The sequence below is a fragment of the Acinetobacter sp. YH12129 genome, from assembly GCF_013418685.1.
Lineage (GTDB): Bacteria > Pseudomonadota > Gammaproteobacteria > Pseudomonadales > Moraxellaceae > Acinetobacter > Acinetobacter amyesii.
Map to the genome: position 1 here is coordinate 1 of NZ_VPBP01000032.1, position 21444 is coordinate 21444.

18 protein-coding genes and 2 pseudogenes are annotated in these 21444 nt (G+C 41.9%); 7 read left to right on the forward strand and 13 right to left on the reverse strand.

The annotated features are described in order from the left end of the window. Positions 1–116: 116 nt before the first annotated feature. The 7 genes and pseudogenes from FTU65_RS13485 to FTU65_RS13515 all read right to left on the reverse strand — a co-directional run. A pseudogene (locus FTU65_RS13485) lies at positions 117–380 on the reverse strand (acyl-CoA thioesterase); the annotation flags it as partial. A gap of 9 nt (positions 381–389) precedes the next feature. Continuing rightward, positions 390–1583 (reverse strand): heme biosynthesis protein HemY, encoded by a 1194-nt coding sequence (locus FTU65_RS13490; protein ID WP_180066908.1) that lies wholly within the window; start codon positions 1581–1583, stop codon positions 390–392. Between the two features lie 6 nt (positions 1584–1589). After that, positions 1590–2432 carry a hypothetical protein gene (locus FTU65_RS13495; RefSeq protein ID WP_180066910.1) on the reverse strand — a complete coding sequence of 281 codons (843 nt, stop codon included), beginning with the start codon at positions 2430–2432 and terminating at the stop codon, positions 1590–1592. Further along, positions 2429–3208, reverse strand: a complete 780-nt coding sequence (locus tag FTU65_RS13500; RefSeq protein WP_180066912.1) for a uroporphyrinogen-III synthase — start codon at positions 3206–3208, stop codon at positions 2429–2431. The genes FTU65_RS13495 and FTU65_RS13500 overlap by 4 nt, the downstream gene beginning before the upstream one ends. 3 nt (positions 3209–3211) lie before the next feature. Then, positions 3212–4129 carry a hydroxymethylbilane synthase gene (hemC, locus tag FTU65_RS13505; protein ID WP_218952804.1) on the reverse strand — a complete coding sequence of 306 codons (918 nt, stop codon included), beginning with the start codon at positions 4127–4129 and terminating at the stop codon, positions 3212–3214. A gap of 95 nt (positions 4130–4224) precedes the next feature. After that, a complete protein-coding gene (locus FTU65_RS13510; RefSeq protein WP_180002830.1) occupies positions 4225–4965 on the reverse strand; it encodes a LytTR family DNA-binding domain-containing protein in 741 nt (246 codons plus the stop codon). 53 nt (positions 4966–5018) lie between these two features. Then, a pseudogene (locus tag FTU65_RS13515) lies at positions 5019–6172 on the reverse strand (sensor histidine kinase). Here FTU65_RS13515 and argH point away from each other — a divergent pair. Next, a complete protein-coding gene (gene argH, locus FTU65_RS13520) occupies positions 6163–7593 on the forward strand; it encodes an argininosuccinate lyase (protein WP_180066916.1) in 1431 nt (476 codons plus the stop codon). The pseudogene FTU65_RS13515 and the gene argH overlap by 10 nt on opposite strands. A 27-nt stretch (positions 7594–7620) precedes the next feature. Beyond that, entirely contained in the window at positions 7621–7890 is a 270-nt protein-coding gene (locus FTU65_RS13525) for an oxidative damage protection protein (RefSeq protein ID WP_078190466.1), read from the forward strand. Between the two features lie 837 nt (positions 7891–8727). Here FTU65_RS13525 and pgsA read toward each other — a convergent pair. The 3 genes from pgsA to uvrC form a co-directional block, all read right to left on the reverse strand. Next, positions 8728–9315 carry a CDP-diacylglycerol--glycerol-3-phosphate 3-phosphatidyltransferase gene (gene pgsA / locus FTU65_RS13530; protein ID WP_078190467.1) on the reverse strand — a complete coding sequence of 196 codons (588 nt, stop codon included), beginning with the start codon at positions 9313–9315 and terminating at the stop codon, positions 8728–8730. A 104-nt stretch (positions 9316–9419) separates the two neighbouring features. Further along, positions 9420–10214, reverse strand: coding sequence for a thioesterase family protein (locus FTU65_RS13535; RefSeq protein WP_180066941.1), 795 nt, complete (start codon positions 10212–10214; stop codon positions 9420–9422). 136 nt (positions 10215–10350) lie between these two features. Continuing rightward, positions 10351–12150, reverse strand: coding sequence for an excinuclease ABC subunit UvrC (uvrC, locus tag FTU65_RS13540; protein ID WP_180002824.1), 1800 nt, complete (start codon positions 12148–12150; stop codon positions 10351–10353). 178 nt (positions 12151–12328) lie between these two features. Here uvrC and FTU65_RS13545 point away from each other — a divergent pair, with 178 nt between their 5' ends. After that, complete coding sequence (locus tag FTU65_RS13545; protein ID WP_180066918.1) at positions 12329–13375, forward strand: AAA family ATPase; 1047 nt, start codon at positions 12329–12331, stop codon at positions 13373–13375. Positions 13376–13428: 53 nt separating this feature from the next. On the opposite strand, the gene FTU65_RS13550 is transcribed toward FTU65_RS13545, so the two are convergent. Further along, positions 13429–13842, reverse strand: coding sequence for a PH domain-containing protein (locus FTU65_RS13550; RefSeq protein ID WP_168379012.1), 414 nt, complete (start codon positions 13840–13842; stop codon positions 13429–13431). A gap of 180 nt (positions 13843–14022) precedes the next feature. Beyond that, positions 14023–15105 (reverse strand): diguanylate cyclase domain-containing protein, encoded by a 1083-nt coding sequence (locus tag FTU65_RS13555; RefSeq protein ID WP_180066926.1) that lies wholly within the window; start codon positions 15103–15105, stop codon positions 14023–14025. Here FTU65_RS13555 and FTU65_RS16385 point away from each other — a divergent pair. Further along, positions 15104–15229, forward strand: coding sequence for a hypothetical protein (locus FTU65_RS16385; RefSeq protein ID WP_257222999.1), 126 nt, complete (start codon positions 15104–15106; stop codon positions 15227–15229). The two genes, FTU65_RS13555 and FTU65_RS16385, sit on opposite strands and share 2 nt — an antisense overlap. 256 nt (positions 15230–15485) lie before the next feature. Here FTU65_RS16385 and lpxO read toward each other — a convergent pair whose 3' ends face one another. Beyond that, positions 15486–16400: a lipid A hydroxylase LpxO gene (gene lpxO, locus FTU65_RS13560; protein WP_180066928.1), complete on the reverse strand. Its 915-nt coding sequence runs from the start codon at positions 16398–16400 to the stop codon at positions 15486–15488. 473 nt (positions 16401–16873) lie between these two features. Between lpxO and fadB the strand changes: the two genes are divergently transcribed. The 3 genes from fadB (at position 16874) to FTU65_RS13575 (ending at position 21300) form a co-directional block, all read left to right on the forward strand. Next, a complete protein-coding gene (gene fadB / locus FTU65_RS13565; protein WP_180066930.1) occupies positions 16874–19027 on the forward strand; it encodes a fatty acid oxidation complex subunit alpha FadB in 2154 nt (717 codons plus the stop codon). A 12-nt stretch (positions 19028–19039) separates the two neighbouring features. Then, a complete protein-coding gene (gene fadA, locus FTU65_RS13570; RefSeq protein WP_180066932.1) occupies positions 19040–20212 on the forward strand; it encodes an acetyl-CoA C-acyltransferase FadA in 1173 nt (390 codons plus the stop codon). A 368-nt stretch (positions 20213–20580) separates the two neighbouring features. Beyond that, entirely contained in the window at positions 20581–21300 is a 720-nt protein-coding gene (locus tag FTU65_RS13575; protein ID WP_180066934.1) for a hypothetical protein, read from the forward strand. Positions 21301–21444 lie beyond the last annotated feature (144 nt).

Sequence of the window (21444 nt, forward strand, 5' to 3'; positions counted from 1 at the left end):
AAATGCTGTGCTGCTTTTCGCACAGACATTTCATCTCGAATCATAATTTCTATGACTTTGTCTTTAAAATCTTTTGAATATCCCATATCTCTATTGTTCTATAGTTTTTAGGATTTGGCTATATTTCTTAATTCTTCAACGCGCGTTGCCACTTTTAAAATATCAGGATAAACCACGGGGCTTAAATATTTACACTGGCTTGAAGCAACAACCGTAACCACAGACTGATTAAATATATCCAACTGATCTAAATAACCAATCCGCGCACTTTCCATATAACGATAATAATGCACGTTATTTACATGACCAAAAGCATCCATATCCCCCCAAGCGACGTGTTGAGTATGAATCAATGAATATTGAGCTAAATTTTCTTGCATATAATGTCCTTACATTCTAATTTCCATAAAATTAGCATTATTTTCAAATATTAAATTTAATTGTTTGGTCAAATCTTCCTGCTGATTTAAGGCTGACTTGATGCGTAAATAACTCATTAATACATCATTTGGATATAATTCTAACAATGCATCTGCTTCAGCTTGACGTGCTGTCGCTTGGTAAATATTCCATTTTGCAAAACTAAAAACAGGCAGCGCAGGATACTTTTCTTCCCAACGTTGAATCTGCTGTTCTACAGCCACATAGTCAGGGTTTTGCTTCAGCATTTTTTGCTGGAACCACAAAAAGAACACTTCTTTGTTAAATTGCTGTTCCAGCAAATGAATGGCCAATTGCTCATGCTCCTGACTCATCTCTGGCATACGAGACAAGACTTTTAACCACAACACTTTGACCGCATATTTACGCTCTGTGATTTGATCTTGTAAATCCAAATAACGCTGCTTTAAGTGCTGTAAGTCATCGACATCAGCTTGATCAAACGCTGATAATAATTGCTCCAACCAAGCTTGTTTTGTCAGCTCATCTAAATGTCCATAACGTGTCGAACGCAAATACAACCAAGGAAACTGCAACGCAAACATGCCCCATAGCATGGTTAAGCGCTGCTCATAGGCGCTACTGACTTTTTGCAACCATGGCGATAATTCATGTTGATTCAAAAATTCGAGATGCGTTAAAGCCTTTTCACCCTGTTGTTGAGACAAATAAATTTCAATCCGTTGCAATTCTGCGAGTTCAAAAGCCATTGGATTGGTCTGAGTTAATGCATTTAATGCTGTTTCATATTGTTGCTGAATCCAATATAAACGCGCATCGATCACCCCTTTTAATAATCCAGACTCAGTAAAAGCTTGCTGAATAAAGTTTTTTTGATCTTGCGCAGCATTTAAAAGCCAAATGACAGCCAATTGCTCATAGGGATGTAGTTTATTAAAACTAAAGACCGTTTCAGATTTACGTTGTTCTCGACTTAAATAACGTTTAACCGCATACCAAAACATTTGCACGATCAAACTCAGTAGTGCCAGCAATAATGCTAAAAACCAAATATTGGATTGAACTTGCCATTCACGCCAGTATAAATAGACATAGCCTGCACCATGTCCAAAACTCAGCAAACTAATAATAGCAACAACCAATAAGCTAATAAATAAATAGGCCAATAAAATATGTTTCATAGTCGATTACCCTATGAGTGCCCGAGTATTTAATAGCGGTACAGAAATAACCGGAATGTCCTTTAATTGTTCTAAACGTTGGCGTATCGGTTTTAATGAAGCATCTGGCAATTGCTGCATAATTTGCATAATTTCAGTGATTTCTTGTTGAAATTGAGGATATTGTCCTTGATTTAAAACCTGCTGAGCCAAAATTAAACGCAACTGCATTTCTTTTAATACCAAGCTACGCTGCATTAATACGGGACTCGGTTGCTCGACCGATTCGACTTGAATCCATTTTTGCCAAAAAGAAAGACCTTTTTGCTGCTCTTTTGAACTGTATGGCTTTAATATTTCTTTTTCTAACAATTGATCAATCGATTGCAGGGTATTTTTCACTTTATCAGATTGCAACTGACGCTCTGTCACATATTGCTTTAAGGTCTCACGGTCTTTTTGAATCACCTGATGCAAACTCATACGCAATGCAGGTGCCAAGCTCAACTGATCTAATTGTTGGTCTAATTGGTTTAATTTTTCCAAAGCGACAGCAAATTGTTGTTGCTGCATGGCAAATTCAACCAAATCAAGTTGCTGACCCACCACCATCATTGGCTCAATGCTATGGGTCGCCTCAGCAGCAATCGAAGCATTCGATGTCGTTGCAGCCGACATCTCGGTCGTTGTGCCACTCAACTGACGTTTCAAAGCCACGACCTGATCATTCAAACCTGCATTGCGCTGTTGCAATAAAGTTTGTTGTTGCATCAGTTCGGTTTGTTGAGCATTGACCTGAAATAGGTCAAAACTGAGTTTAGCCAACCAAAGTACGGCGACAATGACCACAACGACAAACAACTTCTTCATGTATTTCCCTGCACGACTTGCACATGCTGCAATATGTGTGTCGCGTTTAAATCTTCGAGTTGAATAATTTTAAAATCTTTGTTCAGTGTTATACGACTTTGCTCAAGTAGCTCGAACAACCTTACACCTAAAACTAAAAAATGTGCATGACTCAGCACTGATAAATGCGACTGAATCAAGTCAAGCCAATTGAGCCAACTGGCCTCACTGGTGATCAACATACAATATGGAGATGACAACTGATGTTCAGAAATGAGTGTTTTTACTTTTTGAGTGGTCTCTTCCGGTAGATGCCGTTCGTATAGCACAAAATTGAGAACCTGAATGCCACGTGCTAGCAACTGCTGCATCATAAATTGACGACCGCCTTCACCGCGCCAAAATGCAACGCAAGCCCCAGTCTCCAATTGTTCTAAATGGCTTAAGGTGAGCATTCCCTCCGAGGTTTCCACCTGCGGTACGACACTGTGAATGCCATAATCAGCTAGCTTTGCTGCAGTTGCGTCACCGACTGCAACCCATTGAATATGTTCAAGCTGATCAAGTGAAATGCCTGCCTTACGCAAACCTTGCATACCAAAGGTGACCGCAGAGGGGCTCACTACAACCAATACATCCGCAGCACTCAACTGGGCGTAGCACGCTGCCAATGCTTCTGACCATGCCCGCGGCTTGAGCTCAAGTAATGGAAGCTCAGCCACAGCAACACCCGCAGAGCGCAGCGTCAAGCTAAGCTGCGCTGCACGATCTGTCGGACGTGTATTGATAAAAAGCATGTATTAATACAGTGCCTTTAAAATGTCACCTGCACCTTGGGCTAACAAGTCTTGGGCCAATTTGACACCGAGCTGTTCAGCCTGTTCGGGAAGGCCTACTTGCTGTGCTTTCAACAAGATTTGACCGTCAACACTACCGACACGACCTTCCAAATGAATCTGACCATTTTCTAAGGTTGCATAACCTGCAATCGGTACTTGGCAGCCACCTTCTAGATATGCATTAAAAGCACGTTCTGCGCGTACACAGGCATTGGTCTCTGCATGCATTAAGGGCAAAATTAAATCCAATACAGTTTGATCTTGGCTACGACATTCTAGGCCCAATGCACCTTGTCCAACTGCAGGTAAACTCACAACAGGCTCAAGAGTATGACGAATACGCTCTGCTAAACCCAGACGCTTTAGCCCTGCACTCGCCAAAATAATCGCATCATAGTTACCCGCATCGAGTTTAGATAAACGCGTACCCACATTGCCACGCAGATCAATAATTTCAAGGTCTGGACGTTGTTTTAAAATTTGGCATTTGCGGCGCAAGCTCGATGTCCCCACCTTCGCACCCTGTGGTAACTCATCAAAACTGTTATAGGTATTTGAAACGAAAGCATCTAATGGATCTTCACGCTCACAAATCACGGCCAAGCTTAAACCTTCAGGCAAAGCCATTGGCACATCTTTCATCGAATGAACTGCCAAGTCTGCACGACCATCCAACAATGCCGCTTCTAATTCTTTTACAAATAATCCTTTCCCCCCAATTTTGGCTAAAGGGGTATCTAGAATCTTGTCACCTTGGGTCACAAAGGTCACCAACTCAACTTTTAAATTTGCATGAAGTGCTTCTAAACGTGCACGAATATGTTCCGCCTGCCACAGTGCAAGCGGGCTTTGTCGAGTTGCGATCTTAAGGATATTCATAAATTTTAAAATACAGTCTATAGGGCTATTATTCTAAACTTAACTTGCTCAGTTGAAAATGCAAGCTTAATTCGCAATGTGCTTTGACCCTTGCCCTATAATTTTTGTATTCGCTCACGTAAATTCGGTAAATGTCGACGGCTGACCGCCAAACGCTCTTCTAAATCTCGACAACGCACCTGATACTGCCCCGAGCTTACGACTTCTAAACCCTCTAAAAAGCTCACAGACACCAAGGCATTTCGATGAATACGTATAAAGCGATCACCAAATTCATGCTCTAAATCCTTCAGCGTTTCATCAATAAGTACATTGCCATTTTTATGCCGAACAGTGACATATTTCTGATCTGCAAGAAAATAATAAATATTTTCCACAGGGACCAGTTCTACACCACGATAAGTCTTTGCCGCGATTTGATGGCGGCTGATTTTAATTTCGTCCATATTTTCTTTTTGTTTTATCGTGCTCAATTGAGCTTGGGTTAATTTAGTTAAATGATCTAAAACCTGCTGCAATTCCTGTTGCATAACCGGTTTTAGTAAATATCCCTCTGCATTCGACTTAAATGCATCAAGTGCATGATGATCATATGCAGTACAAAAAATAATAGCGGGCATGGGGTCTAATTCACGCAACAATTTAGCGCAAGTCAGCCCATCCATTTCAGGCATTTGTATATCTAGTAAGATGACATCAGGCTCGAGGCTTTGAGCCAAGTCAATCGCTTGTTGACCATGTGAGGCTTTCGCAACCACTTGATGTCCAAGTTGAGTGACTAAACGTGACAATCGCTCTACTGCTAGAGGCTCATCATCACAGATCAGGATGTCCATTTCTCCTCCTTATCTCGTTAACGTCATTTATTTTTATTGGTCAACTGAGATTTCTATTTATATTGATATTGCACCACAGTCGTATACATTCCCTCGCCTGCGTAGGTTTGAAAAGTGACATGCTGACCATAATATGCCTCAAGTCGCTGTTTCACATTTTCGATGGCAATACCATTCCCCTGACGTAATTTAATTGTATCCTGTGTATAAGGATTTGTAATAACGATATTAATTTGATTTTGCAATATTTCAATCAATATATTTATCGTACTCTTTGTCAAAATCTTTTCGACTCCATGAAAAATACTATTTTCTAATAAAGGTTGTAAAGTTAATAGTGGAATTTGTACTTGAGCGTACTGTTCAATGTCGGCCAGTTTCCACTCCACATTGAGCCGATCGCCCAATCGCATTTGTTCGATGGCCAAATAACGCTGACACAAATCGATCTCATCTTTGAGACTCACCAGTTTCAATTCTTGAAAACTCGCACGGAATAATCGAGATAAATTCAGCAGCATTTGCTCCGCTTTATCTGGATCAATCGCAATCAAGCTAATCACATTATTTAAGCTATTAAATAAAAAATGTGGATGAATCCGAGCTTGCATCGCCTGAATACGTGCGTTTAATTCACTATGATGTTGTCGACTCCACTGCTCTCTTAAATATAAATAACGAAAGCAAAATGCCCCAAGCAACACCCCATAGCTCAGATTTAAAACCACACCAGCAGTTAAAACGTCTGCACTCAAGCCGGCTAAACTGAAATTTTCACCAAAATAGATCAAGACATTTAAAATTAAGGTGGTGAACAACACCAAAGCTTGCAATAAAACAAACCCGCTAAACATGAGCATTTTCATGTTTAAACCACGCGTCTTACTCTGCAAAAGCTCTGAAAATGCAGCAAAGGCCAATAAAATCCAGTTAATAAACAACACATGCTGCATGACACTCGAAAAACTTAACGCATGCCACGATTGAGCTTGAGCCAAGGCCAAGACCAAAGCCACAATATTACCCGCAAGAAAAAGCTCCCACAAATAATGCCAACGGCCCATTTTTCCTGAAAATACAGAAATTGTCATAGGCCCAAACCTTGTCTAAAAGTTTGATCAACTTGCCCTTCGGCAACTGGGTTCGAATTTGCTATACTCTTGTTCAGTTCTATGCTTTTTATCTTATTGAGCCGACATGACCACATCTTCTAATTCCTCAAATCCGTCACAAGCCCAAACTTCAGGCATGTGGGGCGGTCGTTTTTCCGAAGCTACTGACGCTTTTGTTGCTGAATTTACAGCATCTGTACAGTTTGACCAACGCTTTTATAAACAAGATATTGCAGGTTCAATTGCACATGCAACCATGCTTGCTAAAGTCGGCGTTCTGACTGAACAAGAGCGTGACGATATTATTCATGGCTTAAACACCATTAAAGCAGAAATTGAAGCGGGTAACTTCGAATGGCGCATTGACCTAGAAGATGTGCACATGAATATTGAGTCACGCTTGACTCAACGTATCGGTATTACAGGTAAAAAACTACACACCGGTCGTAGCCGTAATGACCAAGTTGCAACCGATATCCGTCTGTATGTTCGCGACGAAATCGATGCGATTTTAGAATTATTGCAAAAATTACAAAAAGGTATCTTGGGCTTGGCGGCGAAAAACACCAATACCATCATGCCGGGCTTCACGCATTTACAAACTGCTCAGCCAGTAACTTTTGGCCACCATCTTATGGCGTGGTTTGAAATGTTGGTTCGTGACTCAGAGCGTTTAATTGACTGCCGTAAACGTACCAATCGTATGCCTTTAGGTTCTGCTGCACTTGCAGGAACAACTTACCCCATCGACCGCACATTCACTGCAGAATTACTAGGTTTTGAAGCTGTCGCTGAAAATTCTTTGGACGCCGTGTCTGACCGTGATTTTGGTATTGAATTCAATGCGGCAGCATCACTCATCATGATGCATTTATCACGTATGTCAGAAGAAATGATTCTTTGGACATCGGCTCAGTTCAAATTTGTAAATATTCCTGACCGTTTCTGCACTGGCTCGTCAATTATGCCGCAAAAGAAAAACCCAGACGTTCCTGAGTTGATCCGTGGTAAAACTGGCCGTGTATATGGTGACTTGATGAGCCTATTGACCCTGATGAAAGGTCAACCATTGGCATACAACAAAGACAACCAAGAAGATAAAGAACCACTATTCGATGCAATCGATACTGTTCGTGGCTCACTCATGGCATTTGCCGACATGATCCCTGCACTAGTGCCAAACATTGACATCATGCGTGAAGCAGCACTTCGTGGCTTCTCAACTGCAACTGACCTTGCCGACTACTTGGTTAAAAATGGCGTAGCATTCCGTGATGCGCATGAAATTGTGGGTAAAGCGGTTGCCCTCGGTGTTCAAGAAGGCAAAGACCTTTCAGAATTAACCCTTGAGCAACTTCAACAGTTCTCTGACTTGATTCAGGCCGATGTCTTCGAAAAAGCATTAACACTTGAAGCATCTGTCAATGCACGTAACCACATTGGTGGTACTGCACCTGCTCAAGTTGAAGCAGCAATTGAACGCGCACACGCACGTTTAGAAAAACTTTACGCATAACTTTTTCAAGTTAAATGGAGTATTGATATGTCTCGACAAGTTTTTTGCCGTAAATATCAGGCTGAAATGGAAGGTTTAGACTTTGCACCATTCCCGGGTGCAAAGGGACAAGAATTGTTTGATACGGTATCTAAACAAGCTTGGCAAGAATGGCTAAAACACCAAACTACGTTGATCAATGAAAAACGTTTAAACGTGTTTGAAGCTGACGCGAAAAAGTTCCTTGAAGAGCAACGTGAAAAATTCTTCAGCAATGATGAATCTTTAGAAAAAGCCGAAGGCCTAAAGCCTGAGTAAAACTTAAAGCGTTGCTTTAAGTTTTACGCAAGACAAGCGAAGCGCGTAGCTTCAAATGTCATGAAGGAGTCCAATGGGACTCCTTTTTTGTACTCAGGAGCACTGCTCCGCCACGCCGCAAAACAAGCAGCTATGCTGTGCGTAGGCTTTAATTGAAAAGAATCACCAAATTAGGGGATTCTTTTTTGCTACTCTACAAATGATGCAAGACAAGCGAAGCGCGTAGCTTCAAATGTCATAAAAGAGTCCAAAGGGGCTCCTTTTATAAATTTAGAAGCACTGTTATTTTCGCAAAACGAAACTGACGTCTATGTAAGCTTTCATTGAGAAATGATCTTTATCATTGCTGAAAAATCTTTTATCCATTGATCAATTTTATTTAAACTTAAATATATGAATCTATTATTTAAATAATGTTAATTGTATTTTTATCATCACATATATCGATTTTTATCGTTTAAATCCAAACAAAACCTACCAAAGTTATCGGCCAATTTGTATCAAAAATTCTGAATGTAAATTTGTGATACATTTCTCAATAAAACACAACATTACACTACAATAAACTCCATGTATTTCTAAATCTGCTTTCCTATAATAGCAATCAAGGAGATGGAAACATCTTCCATAATAGCGATAAGTAACCCCGATTTTCCTTCCTAGATTTCCCCCAAAATCTGGGAATTTTTTTATCCAAAATTTGCGCCAACGTCTCACATTTAACGTCAAGCTCTAATCAAATGAAGCGCTGTTCAAACTAGACATACCCTCAATTTTTTTAAAAGCTCGGCAATAAAAAAGCCCCGATAACGGAGCTTTTAATAACTTACTTTTAAATCAAGGTTGTTTTAAATACGGCCATGCGGCTTTCAAATAAATAAACATCGACCATAGCGTTAAAACAACAGCTGTATAGAGCAATCCATACGCCAACATTTCTAGGGGTTGCCAATTCAGCAAGAACACTGAAATCGCAATCATCTGGAATGCTGTTTTATATTTACCAACGGTTGAAACCGCAACACTGGTACGTGCGCCTAATTCAGCCATCCACTCACGTAGCGCAGACACTGTAATTTCACGTGAAATAATCACAATCGCTGCAAAGGCCATCGAAATGGTCGGTTGCCATTGCACCAAGACGATCAACGCAGTTGCGACCATCAGCTTATCTGCAACAGGATCGAGAAAACGTCCAAATGCTGAAGTCTGATTTAAACTTCTCGCAAGGTAGCCATCAAACCAGTCAGTGACAGCTGCGATCACAAAAATAGCGGTCAGCAATATATGACGTGACATGCTTGCAGCATGCTCACCCACGCCCATTGCAGGTGGCCAATACGCCACCAACAAAAACACAGGAATTAAAGCAATTCGTGCCAATGTTAAAATATTAGGAATATTCAGGATTCGACCTGTTGTCATAGACACCCCAGTTTTCCCCTCATGCACGATGAAAATGCAGAATAATTTGAGGATTTATCCATCGTTAGTTGCACTCACTTTATACGAAATGCCCCGCAGTGTCACTAGGCAAACACCGTAACAGTCTGTCGCGCAATCGCTATCAACTGGTTATTTTCATCCCATAAATGCGCATATTCCGTGGCGTAGCCATCCGCGGCATAGTCGGTAAATACTTTATATTTAAACCAATTACGCAAGCTTGATTGCAAGGGATGCACATAGGTCAATGTCCATGTTAAAGAACTCGCAGGCGCCATGGTTTTGTACATAGGCAGCACGCCGGGCGGCCACATATCCATCGAGACCAGTAAATCGGCTACGGTCATCTTACGATTATCGTGGCGTTCTGGATTAAAACGCATCCAACCACTAAAGTCAGGCTTTTTGCTTGCAGTACACGGATACTGCCCATCTACCCAGGCCAAATCCATTTGCTGAAAGCACTGTGGTGCAAGTGGATGATGTTCGGCAATCTTTAAGCTGCTCACTTCAGGAAAATCGGGTGCTTGACGCTCCTGATTGACGGCAATGCTTGATTCACGTGGAACACCAAAGCTCGCCAATAAAATGCTTTGTACGGCATCATCTTGCCAAAGTCGAACTTCGATGGTGGTGACGGATTTGCCCTGTCTTAAAATTTCAGCACTTAAACGCACGGGCGCCAATTGTACTGGCCCAACAAAGGTCACATTACAACTGAGTAAACGTCGCTGCGGATCGGCAATGGTGGCAACGGCTTTGTGCATCATCATGCCAGCCACTAAGCCGCCATAGATCGTACGTCCTTGCAACCATCCTTCTGGAATCTCAACCCATTCATTGTGTTCAATATGTTGATACAACTGTGCGAGTGACATCATCATCCCTGATCATATTTTTGATTTTTATATCATTGTATAAAAATCAAATGATGTGAATGATCAGTGACTCATGCGTCAATGAGCATTTTGGCAAATTCAGACTTGATGCGTCATCGATTGGGCTTAGTTCGCGCTATTCATGCAGGATTTTATAAATGGTGCGCGCCATCACATCGCCTAATCCCGGTACAAGTTTTAAATCATTTTCCGAAGCTTTGAGTACCCCCTGAATGCCACCAAAATGGGTCAACAGATCCCGACGACGTTTTGGCCCTAAGCCCGGAATCACCTCAAGTACCGATGAGCCACGCTTTTTATCTCGTTTCGCTCGATGTTTAGTAATAGCAAAGCGGTGGGCTTCATCACGAACCTGTTGAATCAAATGCAGGGCTTTATGGTCTTCGGGCAATTGGATTTTTTCACCATCGGTAAAGTGCAAGGTTTCCAGACCTGGTTTACGCCCCTCGCCTTTGGACACACCGACCATAAAGGCATCGAGCTCGAGCTCCTGCATGACTTCCATCGCCATGTGTAATTGACCTTTGCCTCCGTCAATTAATAGCAAATCGGGCAACATATGCTTTTTATAGCGGCGGGTCAGTGCTTGACGCATGGCAGCATAATCATCGCCTTCGGTAATGTCATTGATGGAAAATTGGCGATAGTCGCGCTTTCTTGCACCGCCAGCATCAAAGACCACACAAGACGCGATAGTTGCCTCCCCCATGGTGTGAGAAATATCAAAACACTCAATACTGTCAATTGGTCGCCCTACCACTTGTTCTAACTGATGAAAACGTTCATTCAATTCAAAATGATCAGCCAGTTTACCTTTAATCGCATGCTGCACATTCATTTGTGCAAGCTCTTGCCATTCGGCACGAGTTTCTCGCACTTTATGTTTGATTTGAATTTTTTTATCAAAGTGCTGATGTAGTGCATCTTCCATGTCTTTGCGATCTGGAATATCGACATTGATGATGAGTTCAGTTGGAATCTCATCTGCAACTTGAAAGTAGAAATTGGCAATGAAGTCCGAGAGCATTTGACCTAGATCATCACCCTGCATATCAGGGAAATAACTCTTTCCGCCGAGCATTTTGCCATTGCGCACATGCATGATTTGCACACAGGTCACACCGGCTTGATAAGCAATGGCAATGATATCTGCCTCGCCTTTGACTTTATAAATCGCTTGCTGAGTTTGCACATCACGCAGCAGCGCCATACGATCACGATAAAACACCGCCTTTTCAAACTCGAGTGCTTCGGCCGCAGCTTCCATTTTCCCAATCAGCTCTTGATTGAGCTCTTTGGTGTCGCCTTGTAAAAACCGAATCGAGTTATTGACATCTTCTTTATAATCTTCGGGTGAGATCAAACCCACACAAGGCGCGGAACAACGTTTAATTTGGTATTGCAGGCATGGTCGTTTGCGCTGTGAAAAATAGCTATTTTCACACTGACGCACATTAAACAGTTTTTGCAGCACCACCAAAGTATCACGCGCGTTATAAGCACTCGGATAAGGCCCGAAAAACTTACCGGCCTGATGCTTCGCTTTGCCTCGCCCTGCGGCAATTCGTGGATAGGGTTTATCGGCTGAAATAAAAATATAGACATAAGATTTGTCGTCTCGCAGCATGATGTTATAGGGCGGACGATGGAGCTTAATCAGGTTTTGTTCGAGCAATAAGGCTTCTGTTTCAGAACGCACCACCAAGCTTTCAATGTCATAAATACGGGCGACCAAGGCTTGCGTCTTGGGATGCTCAATGGTTTTGACAAAATAACTCGACACACGATTTTTTAAATTCTTTGCTTTACCCACATACAGCAACTCACCGTCTTTACCCAACATGCGGTAAACACCGGGTAGAGTCGTCATATTAGCCAGAATTTTTTCAATATGTTCGCGTGCGTTTTCGTTCACTTTTGCCTTGTTCCATCATCGATATTGCTCTTTGACATGATGTGATGCTTTTACCTGCATTTTCAAGCAATCCCGCAAATTTATTGTTGCTCATAGCAATGATCTGATTGCTAAAAGCTATTAATGCAAAATTCTAAATTTGCTATGCTCAAAACATCCCGCTTTAGGAACATGATGCATGACGAACGCCAATCCCGCCATCCATGTCGTACACCCGACAACTTCGACGCAGAGCACTGCTGAAAAAAACCGTTTGATGGGTAAGCCGCGTTTTCATTTTGAACCGCGTGACGTTATGCAACGCTTAAAGCAACGGATTATTGGACAAGAAGCAGTATTAGACGAAATTGAAAAAATGCTGCATGTGGTCAAGGCTGATTTTTCCAGTCCTGAACGACCACTCTGTGTAACCTTAATGCTTGGACCGACAGGTGTTGGTAAAACCGAAACCGTACGTTTAATCAGTGAAGTGATTTATGGCCGACCTGATGCCTTTTGCCGTATTGATATGAACACGCTCGCACAGGAACATTATGCGGCTGCCATTACTGGTGCGCCTCCGGGCTATGTCGGTTCTAAAGAAGGCCATAGTTTATTTGATGAAGTTGCCATTGCAGGTAGTCATACCCGTCCGGGCATCGTGCTTTTTGATGAACTGGAAAAAGCGTCAACCGAAGTTCTTCACGGCTTAATGAATGTGCTGGATAGCGGAAAATTAACCCTAACCTCAGGTACAAAAACAATCGACTTTCGTAATTGTATGATCTTTATGACCAGCAATGTAGGTGCGCAAGCGGCACAGCAATATCTAGATAAGTTAAATTTTTTACCCGAAAAAATACAGAAGGTTTGTCTCAAACGCGTGCCGGTCAGCAGCATTATTGAAAAAGTCATGCAACGTAAATTCGACCCTGAATTCATTAACCGTATTGACCGTGTACTGCAATATCAACCCGTTCAAGATGATGCTTTACCTTGCTTGGTGGAGATTGAGCTGGAAAAACTTAATCAACGCCTACAGCATCAAAAACGCAGTATCAAACTCACAGATGCAGCCAAAGCACATTTTTATCAGAACCATGATATTCGTTATGGCGCACGACATTTAGCACGAAAAATGCGGGTCGAGCTTGAGCCTATTTTGGCGGTGTATTTTTTGAATCATCCCGAACAAACTAAAATACACCTAGATGCACAACTTGGACAATTGGTTATTATTAAATAATTCACTGGTCTTTAAAAGGCATGCTCACATACCTTTATTCAGCATTCTTATATTTATTGGATTGGAACACCAATCGCTTTAGCAAAAGCTTGCGGATCTTTCGGTGAAACCATGACAAATTTGGTTTTGCCATCTCGAAGATATTCAATTTTTAAACGTTTAATGGAAAGCGCAGGTGCCGCAGACAAATCCTGACTTGCACTGATGCGTTGGATATCCTGCAAAGGAATCTGCCAACGTAGAAACATGCTACGGATGTTTAATTCTGTAGCGGAAATTTGATAACGTGTATTGAATATTGGCCACCACAGCAGTAATACCGTTAAAATATACACCGCGGTATGAAGAGGATATTGTTGCATCGTGCCTTTGGCTTGCATGGTGAGTAATAATTGAATGAGTAAACCGCTCATACAAACAATAAACGCCACCACCCACCAATCTTTTTTTGAACGAAAAACTTGCATCTTATCCCCCATCAACTGCTTTTATTCTATACAAGATTTTGCAGGATGCATCTGCTATTTCATCTTTATTTTTGCAGGAAATAAGCATACTTATCACATTATTTTCAAGAATATGGAGATCCATTTCGCTCAAGTTTCGCTAGTCATCTATTGTTATTTTTGGCGTTATTTACGCTCGGATCACGCTTCTTTCGACATAGGTTGTTCCTGCAAACGTTTATAATTCTTTTTCTCTCGATACATTTTAGCATCGGCTTGTTGTACCAAGCTCATGGCATCTACATAGCCTTGCTGATGGTCTGTTTGGCACAGCCCAATACTTAAACTTAAGCCTGCTTCCATTTCAGCCACCGCTTCTAATAAACGCGGGATAAAACTCGCTTCCACATGCTTTTCACTACATCCCGGCAAGACCAAACAAAATTCGTCTCCGCCATAACGGAAGCAATGATCATCTAAACGTGCAACCGACTTTATGGCCGCAGCAACCGTTTGTAGTACCTGATCTCCACGTGGATGACCTTGTACATCATTGATCTTTTTAAAATCATTGATATCAATAAACACTACTGTCACAGGTTCATGATTACGCTGTGCTGTATATAAAATACTGGTCAATAAGGTCGATAAATGCCGGACATTTAACAGTCCTGTTAATGGATCGCGCTGTGAAAGTTCTTCCATTTCTTGTGCACGAAACTCTAGCGCATGCGCATACTGTTCCATTTTTTCACGGGAGATCTTCACCTCATTAATCAAACTCCACACATAGGTTTCCACCACCAATGTTGTATCGAACATAAAGAGTTTTTCCAAGGTGTTAATAATCCGCTGATATTGTTCGGTATCATTAAAGGTACGCTGAATTAAGCGAAACAACATGGTCTTTAGGGTATGCACCGCAGAGAGATACAATTTCGGCTCTACACCTATGCGCTTATGAACCAAACCAATCCGTAAACGGTTATTCACATAAGCGCTGTCATAGCGCCCAGAAAATAAGTCCAATAAATACTGATGCTGCGCGCGTTGCAAACGCTTCAAGGTATCAAGGTCACCAATCAAGGTGGCAATTTCTGGAATTGAGGTCTGATTTTCATAAAATTCCTCGACCATACTGTCGAGTATAGGCGCCACAATCCCACCAATCGAAGCCAGTTCCGCCAGCTCTAAATCAGTCAAGCCAAGCAACTGTTTACGTCGTTCTATATCTTGCATCGAAATATGCATTTGATGCATCAAGGTTTGGTTGGTTGCTTTCATGAATCGGATACCCTTCCCGCCAAATCAATCCCTTCAGGTGTTTACACTGGGTTTCTATGCAGTAGGTCTTCATGCCTGCATGCAAAGCTTCCACCGTTTACCTTTGGGTTTTGGCTATCATTGATGTTGACACTTTTCTTTCAGCTCACTGGTTTTGCATGGGCTTAAGTTCGGACGTCAACATCATATTCCTCGTCTATTGGCTCACTTTTTCTGGCTTATTCTGGTTCTAGCTTATTCTGGCTAACACTATTTCTGCTTTTGGCTGATTTGCTCTGCATAATTATTTTTATTCTGCTTGCACGATAACTGATATTTTGCTGACTGTCAGCATAAAAAAACGCCCCTAAGGGCGCATTTTTTCAATATTTATTCTACTTTTAAAATAAATATGGGCGTACAAAAATCAGGAAGAACAGCCCCAACATTAGGAACCACTTTAAAAAGTAATACAGTGAGCGATTGGTTTTTTTCAAGGCTTTGGCTTTTATACGAATTTGATAGACATAGCCAAATACTTTATTTAAACCACCCGTTTTATCACCGCTTTCATTCGGTGAACTCGCAGCAGTCATGACATTTTTACCAAACCAATGGTTAAAAGCTTCCATCCACTTTGACTTTAATGGCCGTTCAACATCTGCAAAGAAAATGATCCGGTTCTGATCCGTTTTATTTTCAGCATAGTGAATATAAGTTTCATCAAACACCACACTCTCGCCGTCACGCCATGAGTACCGCTGACCATCGACATCAATAAAACAACGGTCATCATTGGGCGTCAGTAAGCCCAAGTGATAACGCAATGAACCTGCATAGGGGTCACGATGACGAACTAAACGACTGTCGGGCGCCAACTCAGTAAACATCGCGGCTTTAATCGTGGGTAAATTTTTTAACAAGGCCGTAGTTTTTGGGCAAAGTTCAGCAGCCGAAGGATGAGCTGAGTCATACCATTTTAAATAAAAGCGTTTCCAACCTGTTTTAAAGAACGAGTTAAATCCAAGGTCATCATAAGTACTCGATGCTTTGATGCCCCCTTTTTCATACAAGGCCTTGGCTTCATCACGAACCATTTCCCAGTTTTCATCTAAGACTTTTAAATCTTTAAAATGCTGCGTGTCGATATAGGGTTGACTCGGCACTTTTGAAAACATGTACATGAGAAAATTGATCGGTGCGAGCAATGTCGAATGATCAAAAAACTGACGATAAAATGAATGACGGACTTTACCGCGTTGCTGGATATAAAACGCAGAAATGACAAAGACCGCCAGGATAATCCACTTAATCATATGAGGACCTGGTGCTAATAAGCATTGTGCTTAATGAAAAATTAACTTTTTTGAGAACGCGGCGAGTATAGCATAGTGCTCAGTGATGCCTAAATAAGCAGCATAGAACACTGTGTCTCAGCAAAGATGGATGACAATGTTAAAAGTGAATTGACCATTCTGCCGAAAAATACACTTGCTTTTTTCTTGAATTTTTCTTTCGCATCTCAATCTATAGCTTACATTTATAAAAAAATGTGAACTGAAACATAAGCTTCAACATATTTAATTAGAGCGATAGCGATTAAAGGCAGATCCAAAGGCTATTTCCAAAAGAAATTTTGATGACCCTAGCGTCACGGCTTGATACAACTTGTTATGTTCTTTTTAGATATAGTTATCGTAAGATTAGCGAGGCATAAAGTGTACGCAGGAACCGCGTACTCGCTTCACAACATCAACTTAGAAGTCCTCCAAAATAAAGGAGATCAGGCATGATCCACGCTGGCAATGCCATTACCGTCCAAATGCTTTCGGACGGAATTGCAGAATTCCGCTTTGACTTACAAGGTGAGTCGGTCAACAAATTTAACCGCGCAACAATTGAAGATTTTAAAGCTGCAATTGACGCTGTTAAAGCAAACGGTGACATCAAAGGTTTAATCGTTACTTCAGGTAAATCTACATTTATCGTGGGTGCAGATATCACTGAATTCGGTGACAACTTCGCTCAAGGCGAACAAGCGATTGTGGATTGGGCATTGCCTGTTCACGACATCTTCAATGCGTTTGAAGATCTAAACGTTCCTAAAGTTGCTGCAATCAATGGTATGGCATTGGGCGGCGGTTTTGAAATGTGCTTAGTGTGTGACTATCGTGTGATGTCAGATGCTGCACAAGTTGGCCTTCCAGAAATCAAACTGGGTATCTACCCTGGTTTTGGTGGTACGGTTCGTTTAAGCCGCGTGATTGGTATCGACAATGCGGTTGAATGGATGGCAATGGCTGCACCGAAAAAGCCAGCTGCTGCGCTCAAAGACGGTGCTGTTGATGCAGTTGTTGCTGCAGACAAACTACAAGACGCTGCAATTGACCTTGTAAAACAAGCGATTGCTGGCCGTGTAGACTGGAAAGCAAAACGTCAAGAAAAATTAGATCCTGTTAAATTGAACATGCTTGAACAAATGATGGCATTCAATACAGCGAAAGGTGCAGTTCTTGCAAAAGCAAATCCTGCTCAATACCCAGCGCCAAAACTTCTTCTAGACTCATTACAAGCAGGTGCAAGCCTTCCACGTGATGAAGCATTGAAAATCGAAGCGCAAGGTTTTGCTAAAGCGGCTGTGACTCCACAAGCAGGTGCGTTAATTGGTTTATTCCTTAACGACCAAATTGTGAAGAAAACTTCGAAGAAATATGAAAAAGGTGCACACCCTGTCAACCAAGCAGCTGTATTAGGCGCGGGTATCATGGGTGGTGGTATTGCTTACCAAGCGGCAAGCAAAGGCACACCAATCATCATGAAAGACATTGGTAACCCACAACTTGCTTTAGGTATGAAAGAAGCCAATGGCTTACTGACTAAACAAGTTGAACGTAAGAAAATGAAGCCTGCACAAATGGGTGAAACTCTTGCGCGCATCCGTCCGACTTTAAGCTATGACGAGTTTAAAGAAGTGGACATCGTGATTGAAGCAGTAACAGAGAACCCGAAAGTAAAAGGTATTGTACTGGCTGAAACTGAGAAAAATGTTCGTGACAACACGATCATTGCTTCGAACACGTCAACAATTTCAATCACACGTTTGGCTGAAAACCTACAACGTCCTGAAAACTTTGTTGGTATGCACTTCTTTAACCCAGTTCACATGATGCCATTGGTTGAAGTGATCCGTGGTGAAAAGACGTCTGCTGAAGCGATTGCAACCACTGTAGTTCTTGCTCAGAAAATGGGTAAAACACCAATCGTTGTCAATGACTGCCCGGGCTTCTTGGTAAACCGCGTATTGTTCCCTTACTTCGGTGCATTTGACCTTCTACTGAAAGACGGAGCTGACTTCCAGCAAGTTGATAAAGTGATGGAAAAATTCGGCTGGCCAATGGGTCCTGCTTACCTCATCGACGTTGTGGGTATTGACACAGGCGTACACGGTGCGGAAGTAATGGCAGAAGGCTTCCCTGACCGCATGAAGCCAGACTACAAAGGCGCAACTTTAACCATGTACGAAAACAAACGTCTTGGTCAAAAGAATGACGTTGGTTTCTACAAATACGAACTTGACCGTAAAGGTAAGAAAGCCAAAGTGGTTGATCCAGTGGCTTACGAACTTGTGGCTTCTGTTGCAACTGCGGAAAAACGTGAATTTGACGCTCAAGAAATCATTGACCGTATGATGCTGACGTTCTGTAACGAAACTGTTCGTTGCCTAGAAGACAACATCGTAGCGACTGCTGCTGAAGCAGATATGGCGATGATCATGGGTGTAGGTTTCCCTCCATTCCGTGGTGGTCCATGCCGTTACATCGACCAAACAGGTGTCGCTGAATACGTAGCGCTTTGCGACAAATATGCGTATTTAGGTAAGGCTTATGAAGCGCCACAAATGTTGCGTGACATGGCTGCTAACAACAAAAAATTCTACGGTTAAGGAGCAACGTGAATGGCTACTTTAAATCCACGTGACGTTGTCATCGTTGATGGCGTACGTTCAGCAATGGGTAAAACCAAAAATGGTATGTTCCGTAACGTACGTGCTGACAGCTTATCTGCTGAATTAGTACGCGCGCTTGTTGCTCGTAACCAGTTTGATACCAATGAAGTTGAAGACGTAATCTGGGGCTGTGTAAACCAAACCCTAGAGCAAGGTATGAACATTGGTCGTAACATTGCATTGTTAGCAGACCTACCACGTACTGTTGCAGGTCAAACGGTTAACCGTCTTTGTGGTTCTTCTATGCAAGCAATCCACACAGCGGCTGCGCAAATTGCAACCAACCAAGGTGATATCTTCATCATTGGTGGTGTAGAGCACATGGGTCACGTTGGCATGATGCACGGCATCGACATCAACCCAGAAGCGTCTAAGCACTATGCAAAAGCGTCTAACATGATGGGCTTAACGGCTGAAATGTTAGGTCGTATGAACGGTATTTCTCGTGAAGAACAAGATGCGTTTGGTGTTGAATCACACCGCCGTGCTTGGGCTGCAACACAAGAAGGTCGTTTCAAAAATGAAATCGTGGGCGTTGAAGGTCACGATGCAAATGGTTTCAAAATCCTGTGCGATATCGATGAAGTGATTCGTCCTGATGCAAACCTTGAAGCATTCCAATCTTTACGTCCAGTATTCGATCCGAAAGGCGGTACGGTAACTGCTGCAACATCTTCAGCTTTGTCTGACGGTGCTTCTGCAATGTTGCTGATGTCTGCTGAACGTGCTCAAGCTTTAGGTCTTAAGCCACGTGCTGTGATTCGCTCTATGGCAGTTGCAGGCTGTGATGCTGCGATCATGGGTTATGGTCCTGTACCAGCAACTCAAAAAGCATTGAAACGTGCTGGTCTTAAAATCGAAGACATGCAAACCATCGAACTTAACGAAGCGTTTGCTGCACAAGGCTTGTCAGTTCTTAAAGGTTTAGGTCTTTATGAAAAACAAGACATCGTGAACTTGAACGGTGGTGCGATTGCATTAGGTCACCCATTGGGTTGTTCTGGTGCGCGTATCACAACTACGCTTCTAAACGTAATGGAGCAACAAGATACACAAATCGGTCTTGCAACGATGTGTATCGGTCTTGGTCAAGGTATCGCGACTATTATCGAACGTGTTTAATTTTTAATTAAATACTGAGATAAAAGAAACCCCGCTTATTGCGGGGTTTTTTATTTGTTAACTAAACTCTCATGAATACATACTGGAAGCCCCTTCTCCCTCTGGGATGAGCAGCATGCGCCACAAGAGGATGAGGGAAATTTTTCATATAAATCCTCTCCCTGAGCGGTATTCTGCGCAAGTCTCCTTAAAAGGAGAGGGAATGTCCATTGTGAAGTAAATTTTGTTCAAAAATCTTCAACAAAAACCGTGCTAAACAACCCTTAAAAAACGTCTTAGCATATTTAAAATTTAAAACGTTAATTCTCGATTTTCAGCGATTTTTGAATTATGGTAAGGCCTGAACCAAAACTTAAATATGCATAACAATGATAAATAAACGACTTCACTACCTCATAAAGATGAGCTGCCTAAGCACTTTTATTTTTCTTACAGCTTGCGTTACAAATAATCAAATCGGTGAACTCTCCCGTGATCTGTTTCAAAAATACGAAACAAAATATGCATGGAGAACAATCCTTGAAGATGATGTGATCGCATTTGGCAAACCCGCTAAAGCAATACCCAATGAACCAATCGATAGCATCGTAGTCGCAGGCAATAAATACAGCTATGTGATTAATAAAGGCGGTGCTGATTTTATTCAACTGATTAGCCAACTCAATCCACAATATATTCGTCTCCATCGAGAACTTGACTTTAATTCTCCGAGCCCGAACAGCACTAAATTTAGCGGAAGCTTTAAATTTTATTATGCGCCTCCCAATGGAACACTAAGTCCTACGGAAAGGGCATTATTCAACCAATATGGTGTAGCACCATGTGATTGTTCAAAGGCAGAACAACAAGATCACCTGTTTAACTTAGAAATTGCAGGTACGGTTTACCCAAAAGTTGCGAATGCCGCAGATTTAAAGCCCTTAAGCCATCCCTATAAGATCCGTATCCAGCATTACGAAGACCAAAGTGGCTATGTCAAAAAGTCAGGGCAGGAAAAATTGGCAGAATTACCACTATTGCCTTTAACACTCACTATCGACATCATTCAATTGCCTCTAAAAGCTTTGGGCTTTATTTATCAGCCTTAAATCAGAGTAGGATCATATTCAATTGGTTGAATTTTCTAAGTACACATACAGCCTGACTAGCTCAAAATGGTTCCCATTTTTCCAGTATTAAGTAAGTGTTGAGTTGATCCCCATCCCTTCAACTCAACATCCTACAATTCTAAG